Here is a 19,030-nt window from a genome sequence, read left to right as displayed (position 1 = left end):
GCTCGGGGATGCGGTCCTGGCGGATGAATGCAAAGAAAAAAGAAAAGGGCGGATGTGACCGCCCTTTTTTACGCCTGTACATTCAGGCTATCGGCTCATCCTGCTTCAGTCGAAGCGGCGGTTGTACAGAATATTCAGACCGTTGATGGTGCCCGTACGCGCCACCACCGACCAGCGGCGCGACAATTGCCAGGTTGCCTTGGCGATGCTGGCGGCGCCAGTCAGGCTTTGCTCGTAACCGACCGAGAGCTTTTCCGAAATCGCCTTGCCGAGATTGACGACCTGTTCGTCGGAGAGCCCCGATTCGCTCGCGCCGATGGAGAACTGATCGAGGCCGATGTCCTTGGCGATCTTCTTGCCGCCAAAATTGCCGACGAAGGCGAGCGCCTGACTGCTGGCGCTGCGCTGGCCGAGGCCGGAGCTGTCGCTGCCGTGGCCGAACATCATCCATGACAGTTTTTCATCGTCCGGCACGTTCGGTTCCGACACCAGGCGCACGCGCGGCTGGTTGGCGTTGCCGGTGACTTCGACGCCGGCTTCGACATCCTGATTGCGGCGCATCGCGAGGATGTTCAGATTCGGATTGCTGATGGGGCCCTGGAAGTTGATGATGCCGCGCTCGATGTTAAGCTTGGTGCCGAAGGCTTCGTAAGTGCCTTCCGCAACGTTGATGGTGCCGGTGGCGCGCAAGGGGAGCAAAGGTTCGCTGCGCACCGTCATGTCGCCGCGCAGACGCAGGTCGGCGCCGCTGCCGTTAAAGCGGAAGTTGTTGCCCAGATCGACCTGGATATTCATCACCGGCGCAAAACGGCCGGCGGGCTTTTCGGTGGCGGCGGTCAGTTTTTCTTTCGACGTCGCGGCGGCGCCGGCTTTGGCCTTGCTGCCTTTGCGTACGATCACAACGTCGTCGCCGAGTTTGGGGGCGCTGCTCTTGGGCAAGTCAAACAAGGCCTTGTCGACCACGAATTTGCCGTCGATGCGCAACTGTTCGTTGACGTTGGCCAGCTTGGCCTGGCCCGACAGCATCAACTGGCGGTCGGGGCTGGCAAACAGTTGCAGGCGGTCGGCCACAATGGTGGCGTTAAGGTCGGGATCGGACGCGCCGAGCTGCACTTTGCCGGTGGCGCGCAAGGTGCCGTCGCCGCCGTGGAATTCGATCTGGCGCAAGTCGATGACATTGTCGTCCATGACGATGCGGGCGATGCCATCCTTAAGCTGAATACCCTGATCGAACAAGGTCACGGCCAGGTTGTCGCCGTTGATGGAACCCGACAGGCGCGGTTTGGCCACCGTGCCGCCGGCGTTCAGTTCCATCGCCAGCTTGCCGTTGAGACTGTATTGCGGGCCGAGCAGGGCGCCGATGGTTTTGACGTCAGGTACGTTGAGTCGTGCTTGCGCCTTGAGCGGCGAGTCCGCAGTCAGTGCGAGGATGCCATCCTGCCGGAGGAAGCCGGCCTGGCCGTCTGCTTCCACCGTACCGATGCGGCTGGCGGCCATGCGGCCGTTGAATTTTGCTTCCTGTCCGGCCAGGTCAATGCGCAATTGCAACGCCGACAGCCCCAGCGCCACCAGCGAACTGCCGGTGTTGACGGAGACATCGCCGCTCTTGCGCGCAATTTGCAGGAAGCCGCTGGCGCTTTCCGCCAGAGCGAAATTCCAGTCGGCATCGAACACCAGATCGGTCTTGACCGGCGGCGGCGTGCCCGTCATTTCCTGCACCAGTTCCATCAGGCGGCCGACATCGACGGCCTTGGCGCTGCCTTCCGAGCGGATGCGGCCTTGCTGATAGCTCAGGTTGCGCAGGTCGATGGCCATCTTGTCGATGTTGAGCCGTGTCGCACCGGCGATCACTGTATCGGGCGCCAGCGTCAGGCTTAGCGGCGAGGCCAGGGCGATGCGCGGCAGGCCCTGATTATCCAGCTTGTCGATGACGCCGTTCCAGCCGTAGCCGGTCTTGTCTTCAGTGATTTTGCCATGAGCATTGAGCTGCAAGGCCAGTGTCTGATCCTTGATGCGGCCATCGGCTTGCAGCGCCAGCTGGTGGCTGCCGTAGGTGCCGGACAGATTCAGTTTCAGTTGCTTGAGTACGGCGTCCGGACCGCTATAGCCTTCGCCGTTCAGACTCAATTGCAGTTTGTTGTTGGCCGATGCCACACCGCCCGCCAGGTCAGTTTGCAAATCGGTTTGTCCATCGAATTTGTTCAGATGATGCGGACCAAACGCCAGTTGTTCGCCGCGGTAGGTCGCGCGCAGATTCGGTCGCTGCATGGTGCCGGTGACCTGGCCATCCAGCTTCAGCAGACCGGAGATGCCGAATCCCAGCCGCGCCAGCTGAGGTGCGTTGATATGTACGTCGAGACGGTCTGACGGCGCGCCGAACGCACCTTTAAGTTGCAGTTGATTCCCTGCCACCAGCAAGTCGACGGTGCTGGGCAGCAGGCGCTTGCCGGCCAGTTGCACTTTGCCGTTGCCGCTCATGGGCAGATTGTCATAGCTGCTGTCGTGGATATTGAAGGCCAGCTTCGCTTGCAGTGCGGGAGAGAGCGAGCCGCTGGTATCGAAATCCATGTTGATGCGTGCCGAGATTGATCTGTCGCCGGCGTTTTTCGCACCCTTGCTGCCGGCGCTTGCCGGTACCGTGCCGGTGCGCATCCACAGAGACGGATCGAAGTTGCTGAGTTTGCCCTTGAATGCATAATTCATCGCACCAACCGTACCCAAGGTGCCGGCCAGTTCAAGCCGTGCTTTGGCGGCGGTCAGCTGGACTTGATTCAGCGTCACTTTGTCGGCGGTGATGGTGGTGTCAGCCTGGACGTTGTAGACGGCGTCCTGCAGTTTGAGGACGATATCTTGCGCATCCGGCTTCAACCGTACGGTGAGCGGGCCGCGCAGCGCGGTCGGCTTGAGGTCGCGATGGATGGCATGCAAGTCCAGATTGGCAATCTGGAAGTCAAAATTGCCGGCCTTGTCCGCTGGGCGAAATTGCCCTTTGCCGGTGATGCCTGCCTTGTTAAGCAGCGCGATGTGCAGATCCGACAACTGCTGGCTGTCCACGCCCAGATCGACACTGGCCTTGACAGACGTCAGCGGCAAGCGCTGCTGATCAATGCTGCCCGGAATGGCATTGCTGATTGTCACATCGCCGGATACGCGCAAATTGTCGGCGGTAGCCCCGGCTACCGGCGCCAGATCGGCGTGCAGTCGCAGATCCGCTTTCGGTGCGCTCGCGCTGAAGGTTTGCGGATTGATGTGTTGCAGGTCGACCTTGGCCTTCTTCAGCGGGACGGCGGCGAAAGGTGTGGCGACGACATCGGCGGAGCCATTCAGTTTGTCGCCGGTAGCGGTCAGGGCAATACCGAGTTCTTCAAGGGAGCCGGACAATTGCGCAGCCAGCTGAAATTTTTCCTGCAGCTTTTCTTGCTGATACAAGCCTGCCAGCTCGAGGCCGCCACTAGTGGCAAAAGGCCGTTTGCCGTTCAGATGCAGCAGGGCTGTCGCCCGGCCGAAGGCCGTGGTGAGCTTGTCCAGCACCAGGGTATGTTGCACGCCGTCGGATGTGCCATGCAATTGCAGGCCGCTGAGTTCGGTGATGGAGGTGCCTGTTTGCAGGCGCAGCTGCTGCAGCGAGATGTCGTTCAGGTTCAGGGCCAGCGGCAGGCTCAGTGAGGACGGGAGAGCAGTTGGCGTTGGCGGTGTCGGCTGCTTGTTGATGTCGACCGTACCGACGTGCAGATAAGACACCGTCAACCGGCGTTGACGCAAAGACAGATGCCAACTGGACTCGATGCGATCGATATCCAGCTGCATGGCCGCATCACGGTAGCGCAGATCGCGCAGGCGTATGCCGTCGGCCAGATTGCCGCCGACAAGCTGCCCGGACAACTTGCCTTGCATCGCCCAGACCGCAACACGCCATGCATTGCGTGTACCGCTGTCGGTGCCGGCCAGCCAGGCCGTTGCTGCCGTCAGCGCGAGCAGTGATGCAATGACGGCCACCAGCAGCCAGCGTCCGACATGCCTGCTTTTGCGTGGAGCAGGGGCAGGCGCTTGCTGGTTGTCGTTGGCGTCAGATACTGTCGGAGCGGTCATGCGTACGTCGTGTCGATGTGAGAATAAAAATTAAAAGGCGATGCCGAGCGAAATATGCGGACGGATCTGCTTCTTCTGGACGCCATACGCCAGATCCAGATTCAGCGAACCGACCGGGCTGCGCCAGCGTGCGCCGGCGCCGACGCCGTTATAAAAGGTCTTGTTGTTCCAGTTGTCGGCAGCGGCGCCGACATCGTAGAACACGGCCGCACCCCATTTTTCCGTGAACCAGCGCTGATATTCGGCGCTGCCCGTCACGAGATATTTGGTCGGATAGACGGTGCCGTTTTGTTCATTGCCGATGCTGTCGTAGCTGTAACCGCGCACCGACTCATTGCCGCCGGCACGAAACAGCAGCGACGCCGGGACCTCCGACGCAGAGCCTTTGGTGAAGACACCGCCCAGTTCAGTGCGGAAGATGATCAGGTCGCGTTTGGCGACCGGCAGGTATTGTTTGAAGCGGCCATAGATGCGGCCGAAAGTCTGGTCGGTGATCACGCCTTTCAGCGCAAAACCGGTTTCTATCGTCAACAGATTGCCGTGGCGCGGAAAGATGGGATCGTCGACGTTGCGGCGTGCCCATGAGAATCCCGGCACCAGTGCCTGGTGCTTGCCTTGTGAAATAACAGTGTCGCTTGGCAGGGTGGCGCCGTTCTCCTGTTGCAGTTCGTCCCGGTAATAGGTCAGGGTGTAGGCGGTGTCGTACAGCTCGCCGGTGCGCGCTCGTTTGATGCCGGCGCGCAGGCTGCGCAGATCGACGCCTTCGAGCCGGGTGCGTTCCATCGAGGTGTTGACGCTATTGACGAAATTTTTGCTGTCCGGCGGCATGGCCAGATTGAGCAGGCCATACTGGCGTTTTTGTTCCAGCCGCAATTGGCTGTCGAATACGTAAGCCTTGTTGAAGACGTTGTAATGCGTATAGCGGCCTTCAACCTGCGCGCCGGTATCGGTGGCGTAACCGACACCGGTGCGGATACGCTGCGTGGGGAATTCTGTGACCTGCACCTTGACCGGCGCCATGTCGGCGTTCTCAGGATCATTATCGATGCCGACGATGGCGTTGCTGAAGTAGGGCGTGTTCTGGATCTGGCGCTGCAGCGACAACAGGCGATTGACGTCGTACTCCTCGCCGACATTGAGCGGGTTGACGTTGCGGATGATGCTTTCCGGATAGCGCTTGGTGCCGGTAATCTGCAGCGGACCCAGCGTAAAGCGCGGGCCGCTGTCGTATTGCACCGCCAGGTCGGCCTGCTGGTCGTCGGGATCGACGCTGGCCTGCGACTGAGCGATGCGGGCAGCGGCATATTTATGCTGTTGCAGCTTTTCCAGCCCCTGGTTCTTCGCCGTGTCCCAGTCTTCCTGGCGGAACGGCGCGCCCGCAGGCAAAGACCAGTTTTTCTGGATATCGGCGATACGCGAGGGGTCTTGCTGGGCCGCGGCGCCCGTTGCAGTGATATCGACCGATCCGATCTTCGTCTGCGGGCCGGCTTCTACATGCAGTTGCACGTGCTTCGTGCGTTTTTCATCCTGGGCTTGTTCGACCTTGATCGTGGTCTTTGGGGTGAAATAGCCTTCGGTCGAGGCCAGTTGCACCACCTGATCACTGACGGTGTCGAGCAGAAACTGCAGCTGTTCGTCGCTCAGGTCGGCACGATCCTGGTAGCGCACCAGATCGAGATATTCCTTGAGCATTTTTTGCAGTGGTGCGGGAGCATCGATGTCGACTTTATATGCGGCATGGGCGGATCCTGCTGCGCACGACAAAACAGCAATGGCTAATCGACAAGTCCATTTCATTGGGGTGTTCGTAAATCCTGAAATCTTAGTAATCAAAGCACTCAGATGAAAGTGCAGTTAGGATGTTGTTTATTGTATTAACTAGGCTCTGCCGGGGATAAATAGTTCCCTGATCCGGTTCGGGGAACAGCCGGTGGCGAGGTAAGTCGGGGTTGTCGTTATTGTATCCGGCAAACCAGAAAATCGAAGCAGTAGCAGGAAAATTGCTGCAATTTTCAGAGTTTTCTTAAAAAATATGGAAGAGAAGGAGCAGGTTGGTGAGTGAGCAAACAATGGCAACGGACAAGGCAACGCAGGAAAGTCTTATTTCGGTCCGTCGCTGGACGGACAAACTGCTGAGCTTCAGGACGACACGCCCGGCGGGATATCGTTTTACACCGGGCCAGTTCGCGCGCCTGGGTTTGCTGATCAATGGCGAGATGGTCTGGCGCGCCTATTCGATTACATCGGCAGAAGCCGAGGACCAACTGGAGTATTACGCCATCATCGTCCCAGACGGCCTGTTCACATCGGCGTTGGACAAGCTCCAGCCGGGTGATCCGGTATGGGTGGAAAAACTCAGCTACGGATTCATGACGCCTGATCGTTTTACCGATGGCGAGGATTTCTGGATGCTGGCGACCGGTACAGGCCTCGGGCCATACATTTCGATCCTGCAGCAGCGTGAAGTGTGGCAGCAGTTTCGCAATCTGATTCTGGTGCATTGCGTGCGCCACGAAGAAGAATTGACCTATCAGGAAAAATTTGAAGCGTTGCGCGCCGAGGCGGCATCGCAAAATTTGCCGGCGCAGCTGCAACTGATTCGGATGACCACCCGGGACGAGGGCGCGGCGGTATCGGATCGTCTGTATGGCCGTATTACTACCGCGTTGCGTGAAGGCAGTCTTGAGCGTGCTGCCGGTCTGGTGATCACGACTGCATCGTCACGGCTGATGGTATGCGGCAATCCGGACATGATTACGGAAGTGCGCGAAATATTGAAAGAGCGGGGGCTTGGCCCTTGCCGTCGTGCAGGTGGCGGGCAATTCATTACGGAAGATTATTGGTGATGGCGCGCGGGTGATTGTATGGCGCGAGGCGTGAAGCGATGGAGATGACTGCTCCCATCGCCTTTTTTTTGCGTGGATATTCGTTCTGGCATTGAGAAATACGCCACGAAAATGAACGAAAGGTGTCAGCGATTCTTGTCGGTATATTGCAGCCGAAGCATCGACAGCAAACTCATCCGATAGCGATGATTTCTATCCATGTACGCGATGACTATGTCATCAGAAAGCAGAGGAAAAATTGCATAGCTTTTGATGTGAGATTCTCTTTCTCGAATATCTGCATTCTCAAAAAAATGGATGGCAACAGGAAAAATATTCCTAAAAATAAGAATTTTCCTAAAGATTTCTGAAGTACTCCCTTCCTATACTGGCCTTGTTATGAATTCATTTTTAAATGAATCTCGTAAATCGTTGTTGCTCCATTGCGTTGATTCCTGATCAAGAAATATTTTTTGGTGTGCTCTCATTAAAAGCATTGCCCATCGACATCAGGAAACGAAAAAATGCCGGAAACCAAGCGCAAAGACAATGCGTGGATTGTTGAGTGTCATGTCTCACATGCGCGAGGTATCCATGCCTGGAGTAACTGACTACCCGAGTTGATGACAGGAGAAGCCATGAGTTTAAATTTGAATAAAGTATTGCAAATCGCAATTGCCGACGATCATCCGGTCGTATTGAGTGCCCTGAAAGCGGAGCTGAGCCGCTTGCCGGAATTTCGCATCGTGTTGACGGCGCAGACCGGAGAAAAATTGCTGGAGTCCCTGCAGCGTACCCCGTGTGAAGTCGTCATCACGGACTTCGCCATGCCGACCGACGATAAGGACGAATCGGACGGCTTCGTCCTCATCAAGCGCATCCGCAACGACTATCCGTCGACCAAGCTGATCGTCTACACGGCGATGAGCAACAGCGCAGTAGTAAAGCGCCTTTACCGTATGGGGGTGTTTTCGGTAATCGGCAAGAAAGAAAAAGCAGAAGAGCTGATCAACGCCTGTCTTGCGACGCAAACGAGCAAGCAGGTTTATTTCCCGGTTTCCTTGCGCGGTGAGCTGGAAATGACTTGGGCGCAAGGCGATGCGTTTGCCCAGAACAAGGAGCTGACCATGAGCGAACTGGAAGTCGTGCGTTTGTTTGTCGGCGGCAGTTCGTTGAGCGACATCTGCGAGCGTCTTTCGCGCACACCAAGCACGGTGAGCACGCACAAGAACAACGCCATGCGAAAGCTGGGGTTGGGAACGGATGCGGATTTGATCAAGTATGCTTATGCGACGGGGATGATCTGAAGCGCGCCAACGCTAGCAGTAATGAAGCCTTTCCACGATAACTGCGGGCAGGCTTTTTTGAGAGCATCGGCCGGCAGCTGGTCAATCAAGATTTATTTGACGGGTTCCTGCTGTGCTGATGGCGTGAATTCTTCGGTGCCCGTCGGCTTGATTTCTCTTCGGACGAGCGGGAGCGGGGGGGGGGGGCGAAAGACAGCTTCTGAAAACAAAAAAGGACCGAATCCGGTCCTTGATTATTTGTTGCTGAGATTTTGTAAGCGCTGACCGCTTTCTCGCTTTTGCAGTAATGGGGTGGCTGACGGGGCTCGAACCCGCGACAACAGGAATCACAATCCTGGACTCTACCAACTGAGCTACAGCCACCACTGCATGACAAAGACCTGTTTCTGTCTTAAGTCAGTGAAGCAAAAGATTATACAAAACTGTGAGGCTTATGGCAAATAAATTAGTCATTCAATTTTTGCAAGACGTGAATGCCGGCATTTTCAGGTGATCTGGACGATCTCGGGCCGTAATTTCAAGAGACTGGCAAAGATCGTGTCGAGCGTAGAGACGCTTGCCGTCGTATAAGCCGTCAGGGAACCGCTCGGAGCGCCGGTGTTGGCGGACGAGCGCTCTTCCAGCAAACGCTGCAGCTGGCGTGTGACGGCTTCGCCGGTGTCAATGATGACGGGCGAGGCCAGGCCGGCGTGATGGGCGGCGGATTCAATCAGCGCGCGGACAAAAGGGTAGTGCGTACAGCCGAGTACCAGCGTGTCGGCGCCTTGTCCGATGAGCGGGGATACATATTGATCGACCAGCTTGGCAGTGGCGGCGGAAGCCAGTTCGCCTTTTTCGATCTGATCAACAAGTCCGACACAGGCCTGGGGCAAGAAACGCACGTCGCTGCTTGCCGCAATTTGCTCGCGCAGCTGGATAAAGCGCTTGCTGGCCAGGGTGCTGCGTGTGGCAAGTACGCCGACGATTTTGCTTTTGCTTTGCGCTGCAGCCGGCTTAAGGCCGGGTTCGATGCCGACGACGATCAGTTGCGGCCAATGCTGGCGAATGGCCTGAATGGCAGCGGCAGTTGCCGTATTGCAGGCGACGACCAGCGCCTTGATGCCGGCCTCCACCAGAAAGCCGGCGACCGCCAGCGAGCGTTCAACGATTTGCTGCTCGCCCTTGTCGCCATAGGGCGCATAGCCGGAGTCGGCGAAATAAAGCAGTTTCTCTCGGGGCAATGCCACGCGGACATGGCGCAGCACTGACAAGCCGCCAATGCCGGAATCGAAAATGCCGATGGGCGCATCGGCGGCCATCGGCATCGGTATTGCCTGCAATTGCGGCTGTGAAGCTGCGCCGGTCATCAGTGAATGATCTCCGGTTGCAGCATCATCGCCTTTTGCAGCGTCATCATGCAGTCGTGACAGGAATCTTGCTCAGCGCAGTGTTGGTCGCGATCTTTTCCTTCCACTCGGCAGGACCGGTGTTGTGCACCGAAATGCCGTTGGCGTCGACCGCTACGGTAACCGGCATGTCCTTGACGTCGAACTCGTAGATCGCTTCCATGCCCAGATCTGCAAAGCCCAGCACCTTGGCCGATTTGATCGCCTTCGATACCAGATAAGCCGAGCCGCCGACTGCCATCAGGTACGCCGACTTGTGCTTCTTGATCGCCTCGATGGCGGCAGGGCCGCGCTCCGACTTGCCGATCATGGAGATCAGGCCGGTTTGCTCCAGCATCATGTCGGTGAACTTGTCCATGCGTGTCGCCGTTGTCGGGCCGGCAGGGCCAACCACTTCGTCACGCACCGGATCAACAGGACCGACGTAGTAAATCACGCGGTTGGTGAAGTCGACCGGCAGCTTCTCGCCCTTGGCCAGCATTTCCTGGATGCGCTTGTGCGCAGCATCGCGGCCGGTCAGCATCTTGCCGTTCAGCAGCAGGGTCTGACCAGGCTTCCACGAGGCGACTTCTTCCTTGGTCAGCGTGTCGAGGTTGACGCTCTTGGACTTCTCGGTGTCCGGCACCCAGTGCACTTCAGGCCACTCGGACAGCGACGGCGGTTCCATGTAGGCGGGGCCGGAACCATCCAGCACGAAGTGGCCGTGACGTGTCGCAGCGCAGTTCGGGATCATCGCGACCGGCTTGGAAGCCGCATGCGTCGGATACATCGCAATCTTGACGTCGAGCACGGTGGTCAGGCCGCCGAGGCCTTGGGCGCCGATACCGAGTGCGTTGACCTTGTCGCACAGTTCGATACGCAGCTCTTCGGTCTTGTTTTGCGGACCGCGTTGCTTCAGCTCGTACATGTCGATGTCGTCCATCAACACTTCCTTCGCCATCAGCATGGCCTTTTCGGCAGTGCCGCCGATACCGATACCCAGCATGCCCGGCGGACACCAGCCCGCGCCCATGGTCGGCACAGTCTTCAGGACCCAATCTACCAGCGAGTCGGATGGGTTGAGCATGACGAACTTGGTTTTGTTCTCGGAACCGCCGCCCTTGGCCGCGATACGCACGTCAACGGTGTTACCCGGCACCAGTTCCATGTGGATGACGGCAGGGGTGTTGTCCTTGGTGTTCTTGCGGTCAAATTGCGGGTCGGCGACGATCGATGCGCGCAGCACGTTGTCCGGATGCATGTAGCCCTGACGCACACCTTGATTGACGGCGTCGGCGATAGAGCCGCTGCCGAAACCTTCAAAGCGCACGCCCATGCCGATCTTCAGGAACACGTTGACGATGCCGGTATCCTGGCAGATCGGGCGCTTGCCTTCGGCGCACATGCGCGAGTTGGTCAGGATCTGAGCGATGGAATCCTTCGCGGCCGGGCTTTGTTCCAGCTCATAGGCACGCGCCAGATGCTGGATATAGTCCACCGGATGGTAGTAGCTGATGTATTGCAGCGCGGCGGCTACGGATTCGATGAGATCGTCTTGCTTGATGATGGTCATGGCTGGTTCTCTCGGGTTGAATGAATTAATGCGGAAAGAGGGCTGTGTCAGTGCTGGTCAGGCGACCCCGGCGGCTCCTGCGGATGGCTCATGAGCCGGTCGCAGTACGCGATCGCCATGGCGGACAACAGAAAGGTGATATGGATGCCGGTCTGCGCCAGCAGGGTCTTGACGTCGTACAGGTTGGCGTTGATGAAGGTCTTGAGCAGATGGATCGATGAGATGCCGATGATCGCCGTCGCCAGCTTCACCTTTAGCACGGAAGCATTCACGTGCGATAGCCACTCGGGCTGGTCGGGATGGCTTTCCAGATTCATGCGCGAGACGAAAGTCTCGTAGCCGCCCACGATCACCATGATCAGCAGATTGGAAATCATCACCACATCGATCAACGCCAGCACCACCAGCATGATGGTCTGTTCATTGAGCTTTTCGGGACGCAGCGCACCTTCGATGGCGACAGCATCAAGGATGTGCTCCAGCGATGCGGCATTGCCCAGCGCAGCGCCGATCAGATCGCTCAGCTCGACCCAGAAGTGATAAACGTAGACGCACTGCGCCAGAATCAGGCCAAGATACAAAGGCAACTGCAGCCACCGGCTCATGAAAATCAGATTGGGCAGGATGCCGATCTTTTTCTTACCGGAAGAAGCGGGGCGGGTGTCTTTCATTGGCGAGAATCTTAAAAGTCGTAGAGTTGAAACCGGAGGTGTCTGCTGGGCGCGATTACGGCGGCGGCTTGTTCAGTCGTTGCCGGTACGTAAGTGGTACTCGCTCGGCACCTTGTCTGCCGCGCCGTCGCATGCTGCGGACGAATTCAGGCCGCTATTTTACACTCCCTTGCCGCTCTCTTGGCGGCGGGACGCGATTCCATCAGCCTTGCTGCCGATCTTGCCTGCAAATGCGATAATGCAGCCAGGCAATATGGCAACGCAGACGCAACACAGACCTATCGCAAACTTCACAGCATCGCCATGGTCTGACCTTTGGATAAGCTTGAATCCTGCAGCGAACAGCGCACCGACGCCGGTTCCGGCGGATCACCAATCCAGAAGGTGTAAGGACTGAGTAAGTGAAAACGCCTATGTTTTGCAAAACGCAAAAATCAGAAGTTGAGCGTTCCGCAAAAACAGATCGGTTTTTAAGGTAATTAAATACCGGCATTCGCGGCACGCAAAACGGACCGGCTTTTGCAAAAAGCAAAAATCATCAATCGCAGGAGACTAATCGTGGCAGATATTCAAACCTTCAAGCAGGAAAACCGTGTATTCGCTCCACCGGCAGAATTCGTAAAGAATGCCACCGTATCCGGCATGGATGCCTACAACGCCTTGTGCGCCGAAGCAGAGCGCGACTACGAAGGCTTCTGGGCCAGACTCGCGCGTGAAAACCTGCAATGGAAACAGCCTTTCACCAAGACCCTGAACGAGTCCGATGCACCGTTCTACAAATGGTTTGAAGACGGCAAGATCAACGTTTCGTACAACTGTCTCGACGTCAATCTTGAAAACGGCAACGCCGACAAGACCGCCGTCATCTTCGAATCCGACGACGCCAAAGTCACCCGCGTCACCTATCGCGAACTGCACAAGAAAGTCTGCCACTTCGCCAACGGCCTCAAGTCGCTCGGCGTCAAAAAAGGCGACCGCGTTGTCATCTACATGCCGATGTCGGTCGAAGGCGTCGCCGCCATGCAAGCCTGCGCCCGTATCGGCGCCACGCACTCGGTGGTGTTCGGCGGCTTCTCCGCCAAGTCGCTGCAAGAACGTGTGATCGATGCCGGCGCGGTCGCCGTCATCACCGCGGATTATCAAGTGCGCGGCGGCAAGCAACTGCCATTGAAATCCATCGTCGACGAAGCGATCGCCATGGGCGGTTGCGACACGCTCAAAAACGTCGTCGTCTACAAGCGCGCCGGCGCTGATATCAACTGGGTCGAAGGCCGCGACCTCTGGTTGCACGACGTAGTCGCCAACCAGTCCGACGTCTGCGAACCGGAATGGGTTGACGCCGAACATCCTCTCTTCATTCTCTACACCTCCGGCTCCACCGGCAAACCGAAGGGTGTGCAGCATTCGTCCGGCGGCTACCTGCTGTGGGCCGTGCTGACGATGAAGTGGACCTTCGACATCAAGCCAAATGACATCTACTGGTGTACCGCCGACATCGGCTGGATCACCGGCCACACCTACATCGCCTACGGCCCGCTGGCTGTCGGCGCGACCCAGATCGTATTCGAAGGCGTGCCGACCTATCCCAACGCCGGCCGTTTCTGGGACATGGTCCAACGCCACAAGGCCACCATTTTCTACACCGCGCCGACCGCGATCCGCTCGCTGATCAAAGCCGCCGACGCCGACGAAAAAATCCATCCGAAGCAATACGACCTGTCTTCGCTGCGTCTCCTGGGTTCCGTCGGCGAACCGATCAATCCGGAAGCCTGGATGTGGTACTACAAAAACATCGGTCATGAAAAATGCCCGATCGTCGATACCTTCTGGCAAACAGAAACCGGCGGCCACATGATCTCGCCGCTGCCGGGTGCGACACTGCAAGTGCCGGGCTCCTGCACATTGCCATTGCCGGGCATTACTGCCGCCATCGTCGATGAAACCGGCAACGACCTGCCCAACGGCACCGGCGGCATTCTGGTCGTCAAGCGCCCATGGCCCTCCATGATTCGCACCATCTGGAACGATCCGGAGCGCTTCAAGAAGAGCTATTTCCCTGAAGAATTCGGCGGCAAGGTCTACCTCGCCGGCGACGGTGCAATCCGCAACAAGGAAACCGGCAACTTCACCATCACCGGCCGTATCGACGACGTGCTCAATGTCTCCGGGCACCGCATGGGCACGATGGAAATCGAATCCGCACTGGTCGCCAATCCGATCGTGGCTGAAGCCGCCGTGGTCGGCAAGCCGGACGAAACCACCGGCGAATCGATCTGCGCCTTCGTCGTCCTGAAGCGTCCACGCCCGACCGGTGACGAAGCCAAAGCCATCGCCAAAGAGTTGCGCGACTGGGTCGCCAAGGAAATCGGCCCCATCGCCAAACCGAAGGAAATCCGTTTCGGCGACAACCTGCCCAAGACCCGCTCAGGCAAGATCATGCGCCGCCTGCTGCGCGTGCTGGCCAAGGGCGAGGACATCACCCAGGACATCTCGACACTGGAAAATCCGGCCATCCTGGATCAGTTGAAAGAAGCGCAATAAGGCTTGGCCGAATGGCGGGAGGAACAGGCGGGCAGCGCATCAAGCCCGTCAAATCCCGACGATCGATAGCAATCAGGCAAGTGTTAATGGCGGCGCAACAATGCGTCGCCATTATTTTTTAGTGGGTGAGGGGAGAAAACCGTCTCATTTTCTGAAAAATGTTGCTATAATCAGCGGCTTCGCTAAAAACGAAGCCAAATTCCGGAGAGATGGATGAGTGGTTGAAGTCGCACGCCTGGAAAGCGTGTATAGGTTAATAGCCTATCGGGGGTTCGAATCCCCCTCTCTCCGCCAGAATACAGACAAGGCCTCCAGACATGGAGGCTTTTTCATTTGTGCTACTCAGCATAGGTTGTGTCATTCGTCGTTTGCCATTGCAGACTTACAAACATCACCCTCAGCCATCCATCCCATGAAAAAGCGCATCGTCAGGTCCGATAAAGCGCGGGGCTTTCCAGGTCGCGTCTTTGAGGGAATGCGGCACTTGGTCCGCGACGCCGAGCAGGGATGCGAAAAGCGCCATGCGGATCGGGATGCCGTTGTCGGTCTGGCGGAAGATCGCCAGGCGCGGGTCGTGCAGAAGGTCGGCGCCGAGATCGTTCGCACCCGGGCGGCTGTCGCGTGGCAGGGGGTGCATAATCAGCGTATCAGTCTTGCAGACGGCATTGACCAGCGCCTGATTGATTTGGAAATCAGGCGTATAGCCCTCGATGGCCTCGTTGCCGAAGCGTTCTTTTTGTATCCGCGTGGCGTACACGACATCCGCGCCGCGTAACCCACTCGCGAGATCCGATGTTTGTTCGACGACGTTGCCGTTGATGGCGATGCGTTCGACGATGTGCGTTGGCATTTCCAATTGTTGCGGAGCGATCAGCGTGAATTTGATGCCGCGATAGAGCGCCAGCAATTTGCTCAGGGAGTGGACGGTGCGGCCATATTTCAAGTCGCCGACCATGGCGATGTGGGCGCCGTCGACCAGCTTGCCCAGGCGGGAGAATTCGCGTTGTATCGTGTACAGATCAAGTAGCGCCTGACTGGGATGTTCGCCGGGGCCGTCGCCCGCATTAATGACAGGGATGTTGGTTGCGCGCGCGAATTCCGCGACGGAGCCCTGGTCTGGATGGCGCACTACCAAGGCGTCGACATAACCGCTCAGGACACGGCTGGTGTCGTAGATCGACTCTCCCTTCGCCATGGAGGAGAACGTGAAGCCGGTCGTGTCGCACACCGAGCCGCCCAGCCGGCAAAAGGCCGCACCGAAACTTACCCGCGTGCGCGTACTCGCTTCGAAAAACAGATTTCCCAGCACGGCGCCTTCCAATACGCGCGACACTTTTTGTCTGCGTGCGATCGGCTGCATCACGTCTGCCAGTCGAAACAGCGCTTCGGCGGATTCGCGTGAAAACTGATCGACGGAGAGCAGGCAGGGCTTGCCTTCATGCGAGATGCTTAAATCGGAGGGGTAATGTACGCTTTGTGTATAGATTGAAGTATTCGCGCTGAGAATTTCAGTCACAAAGCGTTCGACGATGTCGGGCATGCGCCGGAATTCCTGCGATTCGTCCGGCAACAGCCAGGTGTCGAGAGCTCTACGGCTGACGCCAATTCGGGAGGAAAGCACCTCCCGCGTCATGTTCAGGCGACGCATGGCATCGCGCAGGAAGCTTTGTTGTTGAATAGTCATTGCCATTTTTCAATATTGTACGCAATGCGTATTTTATTGATTGTTATTGTGGATGACAATGATATTTATATACATATTGCGTAGATATTTGTGAGGGGCAATCCGTCCGTTGTCAGCCTCTGCCGACGAAGGGCATGTTGCTCGCCATCACCGTGAGATTGAGCACGTTGGCGCTCAGCGGCAGCGAGGCCATGTAGCGCACGGCATCGGCAACGTGCTGGACGTCCATCATCGGCTCCGTGGCGGTGGCGCCATTGGCCTGCAATACGCCTTTGGTCATGCGCGCCGACAGTGAGGTCAAGGCATTACCGATGTCGATCTGGCTGCAGACGATGTTGTACGGCCGACCGTCCAGCGCGATGCTCTTGGTCAGACCGGTCACGGCGTGTTTGCTGGAGGTATAGGCGGAACTGAGCGGGCGCGGCGTATGCGCCGATATCGATCCGTTGTTGATGATGCGTCCGCCTTGCGGCGATTGTTGCCGCATCAGGCGAAACGCGCCGCGCGCGCACAGAAACGCTCCCGTCAGATTGGTGTCGATGACGTTCTTCCACTGGTCGACACTGAGTTCATCGAAGGGTATAGCGGGCGCATTGACGCCGGCGTTGTTGAACAAAACGTCGAGTCTGCCAAACGAGGTGGAGATGTTTTCAAAGAGGGCATCGACACTTGCAGGATCGCGTATATCCACCGGCATCGCGACGGCATGGCGACCGGCGGCCTGTGCGGTGGCGGCGGCTTCTTCCAGCACTTCGCGGCGGCGTCCGGCAAGGATCACGGTGAAGCCGTCGCTGAGCAAGGCCTGGGCGACAGCCAGGCCGATGCCGCTGCCGGCTCCCGTGACGAGGGCGATTTTCGATGCGGCGGGTTCGGTAGGCTGAGTCATTGCAGATCCTTTGGGCAAGAGAGGGGGCGGTAACGTGATGCAGATGGAGGCCGCATCACGTTACCGCAGATCAGGCGATTTCGCTGACGCGATGGCAGGCGACCAGGCTACCCTTGAACGGTTGCAGAAGCGGAGTCTCGTGACGGCAGCGTTCGACGGCGTGCGGACAACGGCTATGGAAGGCGCAGCCGGGCGGCGGCGCGAGCGGTGAGGGCAGTTCGCCGTCGAGCATGAGGCGCACCTGGCGTTGCGCCGGGTCGATGCGTGGCGTGCTCGCCAGAAGAGCGCGCGTGTACGGATGCAGCGGGCGGCTGAAAGTATCGGTCTTGCTGCCGTGTTCGACTACCTTGCCGAGATACATCACCATAACGTCATCGGCAATATGCTCCACCACCGAGAGGTTGTGAGAGATGAACAGATACGCGACGCGGGTCTTTTGCTGGATATCCATCAGCAGATTGAGTACCTGCGCCTGGATCGAGACGTCCAGCGCAGAGACCGGTTCGTCCGCGACGATAACCTTCGGGTCCAGCATCAGCGCGCGCGCAATGGCGATGCGCTGGCGCTGGCCGCCGGAAAACATGTGCGGATAGCGGCCGTAGAATTCCGGACGCAGACCGACCTGCTTCATCATTTCCTTGGCTTTTTCCATGCGCTCGGCGCCGTTGAGCCGCGTGTTGATGATCAGCGGTTCTTCCAGCATGGCGGCGACTTTTTTGCGCGGATTGAGACTGGCGTCCGGATTCTGGAACACCATCTGTACCAGCGGGCGCGCTGCTTTCAGAACGGTGGGATCGCGCTCGGCAACATTTTTTCCATCGAGCCAGAGTGCGCCGGCGGTGGGCGATTCGATCATCGTGACTTGTCTGGCCAGCGTCGATTTGCCGCAGCCGGATTCACCCACCACAGCCAGAGTCTTGCCGGCGGCAAGCGTGAAGGACACGCCATCCAGCGCGCGCGAGATCGCCTTGGGTTTGAACAATCCCTGAGAGACGGGGTAGTGCTTGGTCAGTTTGTCTGCGCGCAGCAGCACTTCCGGTGCCGCTGTCGTGGGCGTGCTGGCCGGCGTCGAGGTAGTGAGTTCGGTCATCAGCTTGCCTTTTGCCATTGATTGGTCGGACGGCCGGCGCTATCCAGGGGGAAATGGCAGCGCACTTTGGCGTGGGCCGGACCGGTCAGCGCCGGGCGCACTTCGCTGCAATACGGCAAGGCGTAGGCGCAACGCGGGCTGAGCAAACAACCGGCAGGCCGGTCGTACTGGCCGGGCACCATGCCGGGAATGGTCTGCAGGCGCTCGCGGCCGGCGTTGTTTTCCGGCAGCGCCGCCAGCAGCGCCTGGGTATAGGGATGTTGCGGCGCGTTGAAGATTTCGGGAACGGTGCCGGTTTCCAGCACCTGGCCGGCATACATCACGACAACGCGTTGCGCGGTCTGCGCCACCACGCTCAGGTCATGTGTGATCAGCATCAGCGCCATGCCCCGTTCTCGCTGCAAGTCCAGCAGCAAATCCAGCATCTGCGCCTGCACGGTAACGTCCAGCGCGGTGGTGGGTTCATCGGCGATGAGCAGGTGCGGATTGCAGGCGATGGCAATCGCAACCATCACACGCTGGCTCATGCCGCCTGACAGCTGATGCGGATAGGCATCCAGCCGACGCTCGGGATCCGGAATATTGACTTGCTTGAGCAGTTCAAGCGCACGGGCGCGCAATTCGGCTTTTGAACCCTTCTCATGCACGCGCAAGGTTTCCATCAGCTGATACGCGACGGTGAAGGACGGATTTAGGCTCGTCATCGGATTCTGGAAAATCATCGCAATGTCCTTGCCCAGCAGAGCGCGCCGTTCACGCTCGGACATTTTCAGCAGGTCGCGCCCGTCGAAGGCCATGCTTTCGGCCTTGACGCGGCCGGGGTAGTCGATCAGTCCCATTAGCGCCAGCGAGGTGACGCTCTTGCCGGAGCCGGATTCGCCGACGATGCCGACGACTTCGCCCCGTTCGATGTGCAAGTCGAGATCGTCGACGGCGAGATGCGGATTGGCCTCGGTGCCGAACTCAACGCGCAGATGGTGGATATCAAGAAGCGCCATGG

The 19,030-nt window shown here is 58.3% G+C and carries 12 protein-coding genes and 2 tRNA genes; 4 read left to right on the top strand and 10 right to left on the bottom strand.

Annotated features, from left to right (window positions below; translation table 11 throughout):
* Positions 1–105 precede the first annotated feature (105 nt).
* Both AC1RN6_RS01630 and AC1RN6_RS01625 read right to left on the bottom strand, forming a co-directional pair.
* On the bottom strand, positions 106–4,089 hold the full coding sequence (locus tag AC1RN6_RS01630) for a translocation/assembly module TamB domain-containing protein (RefSeq protein ID WP_493002567.1): 3,984 nt from the start codon (positions 4,087–4,089) through the stop codon (positions 106–108).
* Between the two features lie 30 nt (positions 4,090–4,119).
* On the bottom strand, positions 4,120–5,886 hold the full coding sequence (locus AC1RN6_RS01625) for an autotransporter assembly complex protein TamA (protein WP_493002565.1): 1,767 nt from the start codon (positions 5,884–5,886) through the stop codon (positions 4,120–4,122).
* 272 nt (positions 5,887–6,158) lie between these two features.
* Here AC1RN6_RS01625 and AC1RN6_RS01620 point away from each other — a divergent pair, with 272 nt between their 5' ends.
* Complete coding sequence (locus AC1RN6_RS01620) at positions 6,159–6,935, top strand: ferredoxin--NADP reductase (protein ID WP_493003489.1); 777 nt, start codon at positions 6,159–6,161, stop codon at positions 6,933–6,935.
* Positions 6,936–7,552: 617 nt separating this feature from the next.
* Positions 7,553–8,221 carry a response regulator gene (locus AC1RN6_RS01615; RefSeq protein ID WP_493002564.1) on the top strand — a complete coding sequence of 223 codons (669 nt, stop codon included), beginning with the start codon at positions 7,553–7,555 and terminating at the stop codon, positions 8,219–8,221.
* Between the two features lie 287 nt (positions 8,222–8,508).
* Here AC1RN6_RS01615 and AC1RN6_RS01610 read toward each other — a convergent pair.
* From AC1RN6_RS01610 to AC1RN6_RS01595, 4 genes are all read right to left on the bottom strand, one after another.
* Positions 8,509–8,584: transfer RNA gene (locus AC1RN6_RS01610), tRNA-His, on the bottom strand.
* 122 nt (positions 8,585–8,706) lie between these two features.
* A complete protein-coding gene (gene murI / locus AC1RN6_RS01605; RefSeq protein WP_493002563.1) occupies positions 8,707–9,567 on the bottom strand; it encodes a glutamate racemase in 861 nt (286 codons plus the stop codon).
* A gap of 46 nt (positions 9,568–9,613) precedes the next feature.
* A complete protein-coding gene (locus AC1RN6_RS01600; protein ID WP_493002562.1) occupies positions 9,614–11,158 on the bottom strand; it encodes a fumarate hydratase in 1,545 nt (514 codons plus the stop codon).
* 47 nt (positions 11,159–11,205) lie between these two features.
* Positions 11,206–11,829 carry a YqhA family protein gene (locus tag AC1RN6_RS01595; protein WP_493002561.1) on the bottom strand — a complete coding sequence of 208 codons (624 nt, stop codon included), beginning with the start codon at positions 11,827–11,829 and terminating at the stop codon, positions 11,206–11,208.
* 558 nt (positions 11,830–12,387) lie between these two features.
* On the opposite strand from AC1RN6_RS01595, the gene acs reads away from it, so the two are divergent.
* Complete coding sequence (acs, locus tag AC1RN6_RS01590) at positions 12,388–14,370, top strand: acetate--CoA ligase (protein WP_493002560.1); 1,983 nt, start codon at positions 12,388–12,390, stop codon at positions 14,368–14,370.
* A 203-nt stretch (positions 14,371–14,573) separates the two neighbouring features.
* Positions 14,574–14,664 (top strand) — tRNA-Ser (locus AC1RN6_RS01585).
* Positions 14,665–14,767: 103 nt separating this feature from the next.
* On the opposite strand, the gene AC1RN6_RS01580 is transcribed toward AC1RN6_RS01585, so the two are convergent.
* The 4 genes from AC1RN6_RS01580 to AC1RN6_RS01565 form a co-directional block, all read right to left on the bottom strand.
* The gene (locus AC1RN6_RS01580) at positions 14,768–16,054 is read right to left on the bottom strand and encodes an aspartate carbamoyltransferase (RefSeq protein WP_493002558.1); all 1,287 of its coding nucleotides are present in this window, start codon (positions 16,052–16,054) and stop codon (positions 14,768–14,770) included.
* Positions 16,055–16,166: 112 nt separating this feature from the next.
* Positions 16,167–16,940 carry an SDR family oxidoreductase gene (locus AC1RN6_RS01575; protein ID WP_493002556.1) on the bottom strand — a complete coding sequence of 258 codons (774 nt, stop codon included), beginning with the start codon at positions 16,938–16,940 and terminating at the stop codon, positions 16,167–16,169.
* 70 nt (positions 16,941–17,010) lie between these two features.
* Positions 17,011–18,030: a dipeptide ABC transporter ATP-binding protein gene (locus AC1RN6_RS01570; RefSeq protein WP_493002554.1), complete on the bottom strand. Its 1,020-nt coding sequence runs from the start codon at positions 18,028–18,030 to the stop codon at positions 17,011–17,013.
* On the bottom strand, positions 18,030–19,028 hold the full coding sequence (locus tag AC1RN6_RS01565) for an oligopeptide/dipeptide ABC transporter ATP-binding protein (RefSeq protein ID WP_493002552.1): 999 nt from the start codon (positions 19,026–19,028) through the stop codon (positions 18,030–18,032). The genes AC1RN6_RS01570 and AC1RN6_RS01565 overlap by 1 nt, the downstream gene beginning before the upstream one ends.
* Positions 19,029–19,030 lie beyond the last annotated feature (2 nt).

It is taken from the genome of Herbaspirillum sp. GW822-FHT03A08 (assembly GCF_058801885.1).
Note: the sequence above shows the minus strand (reverse complement) of the source record. Positions and strands in the feature narration are given on the sequence as shown.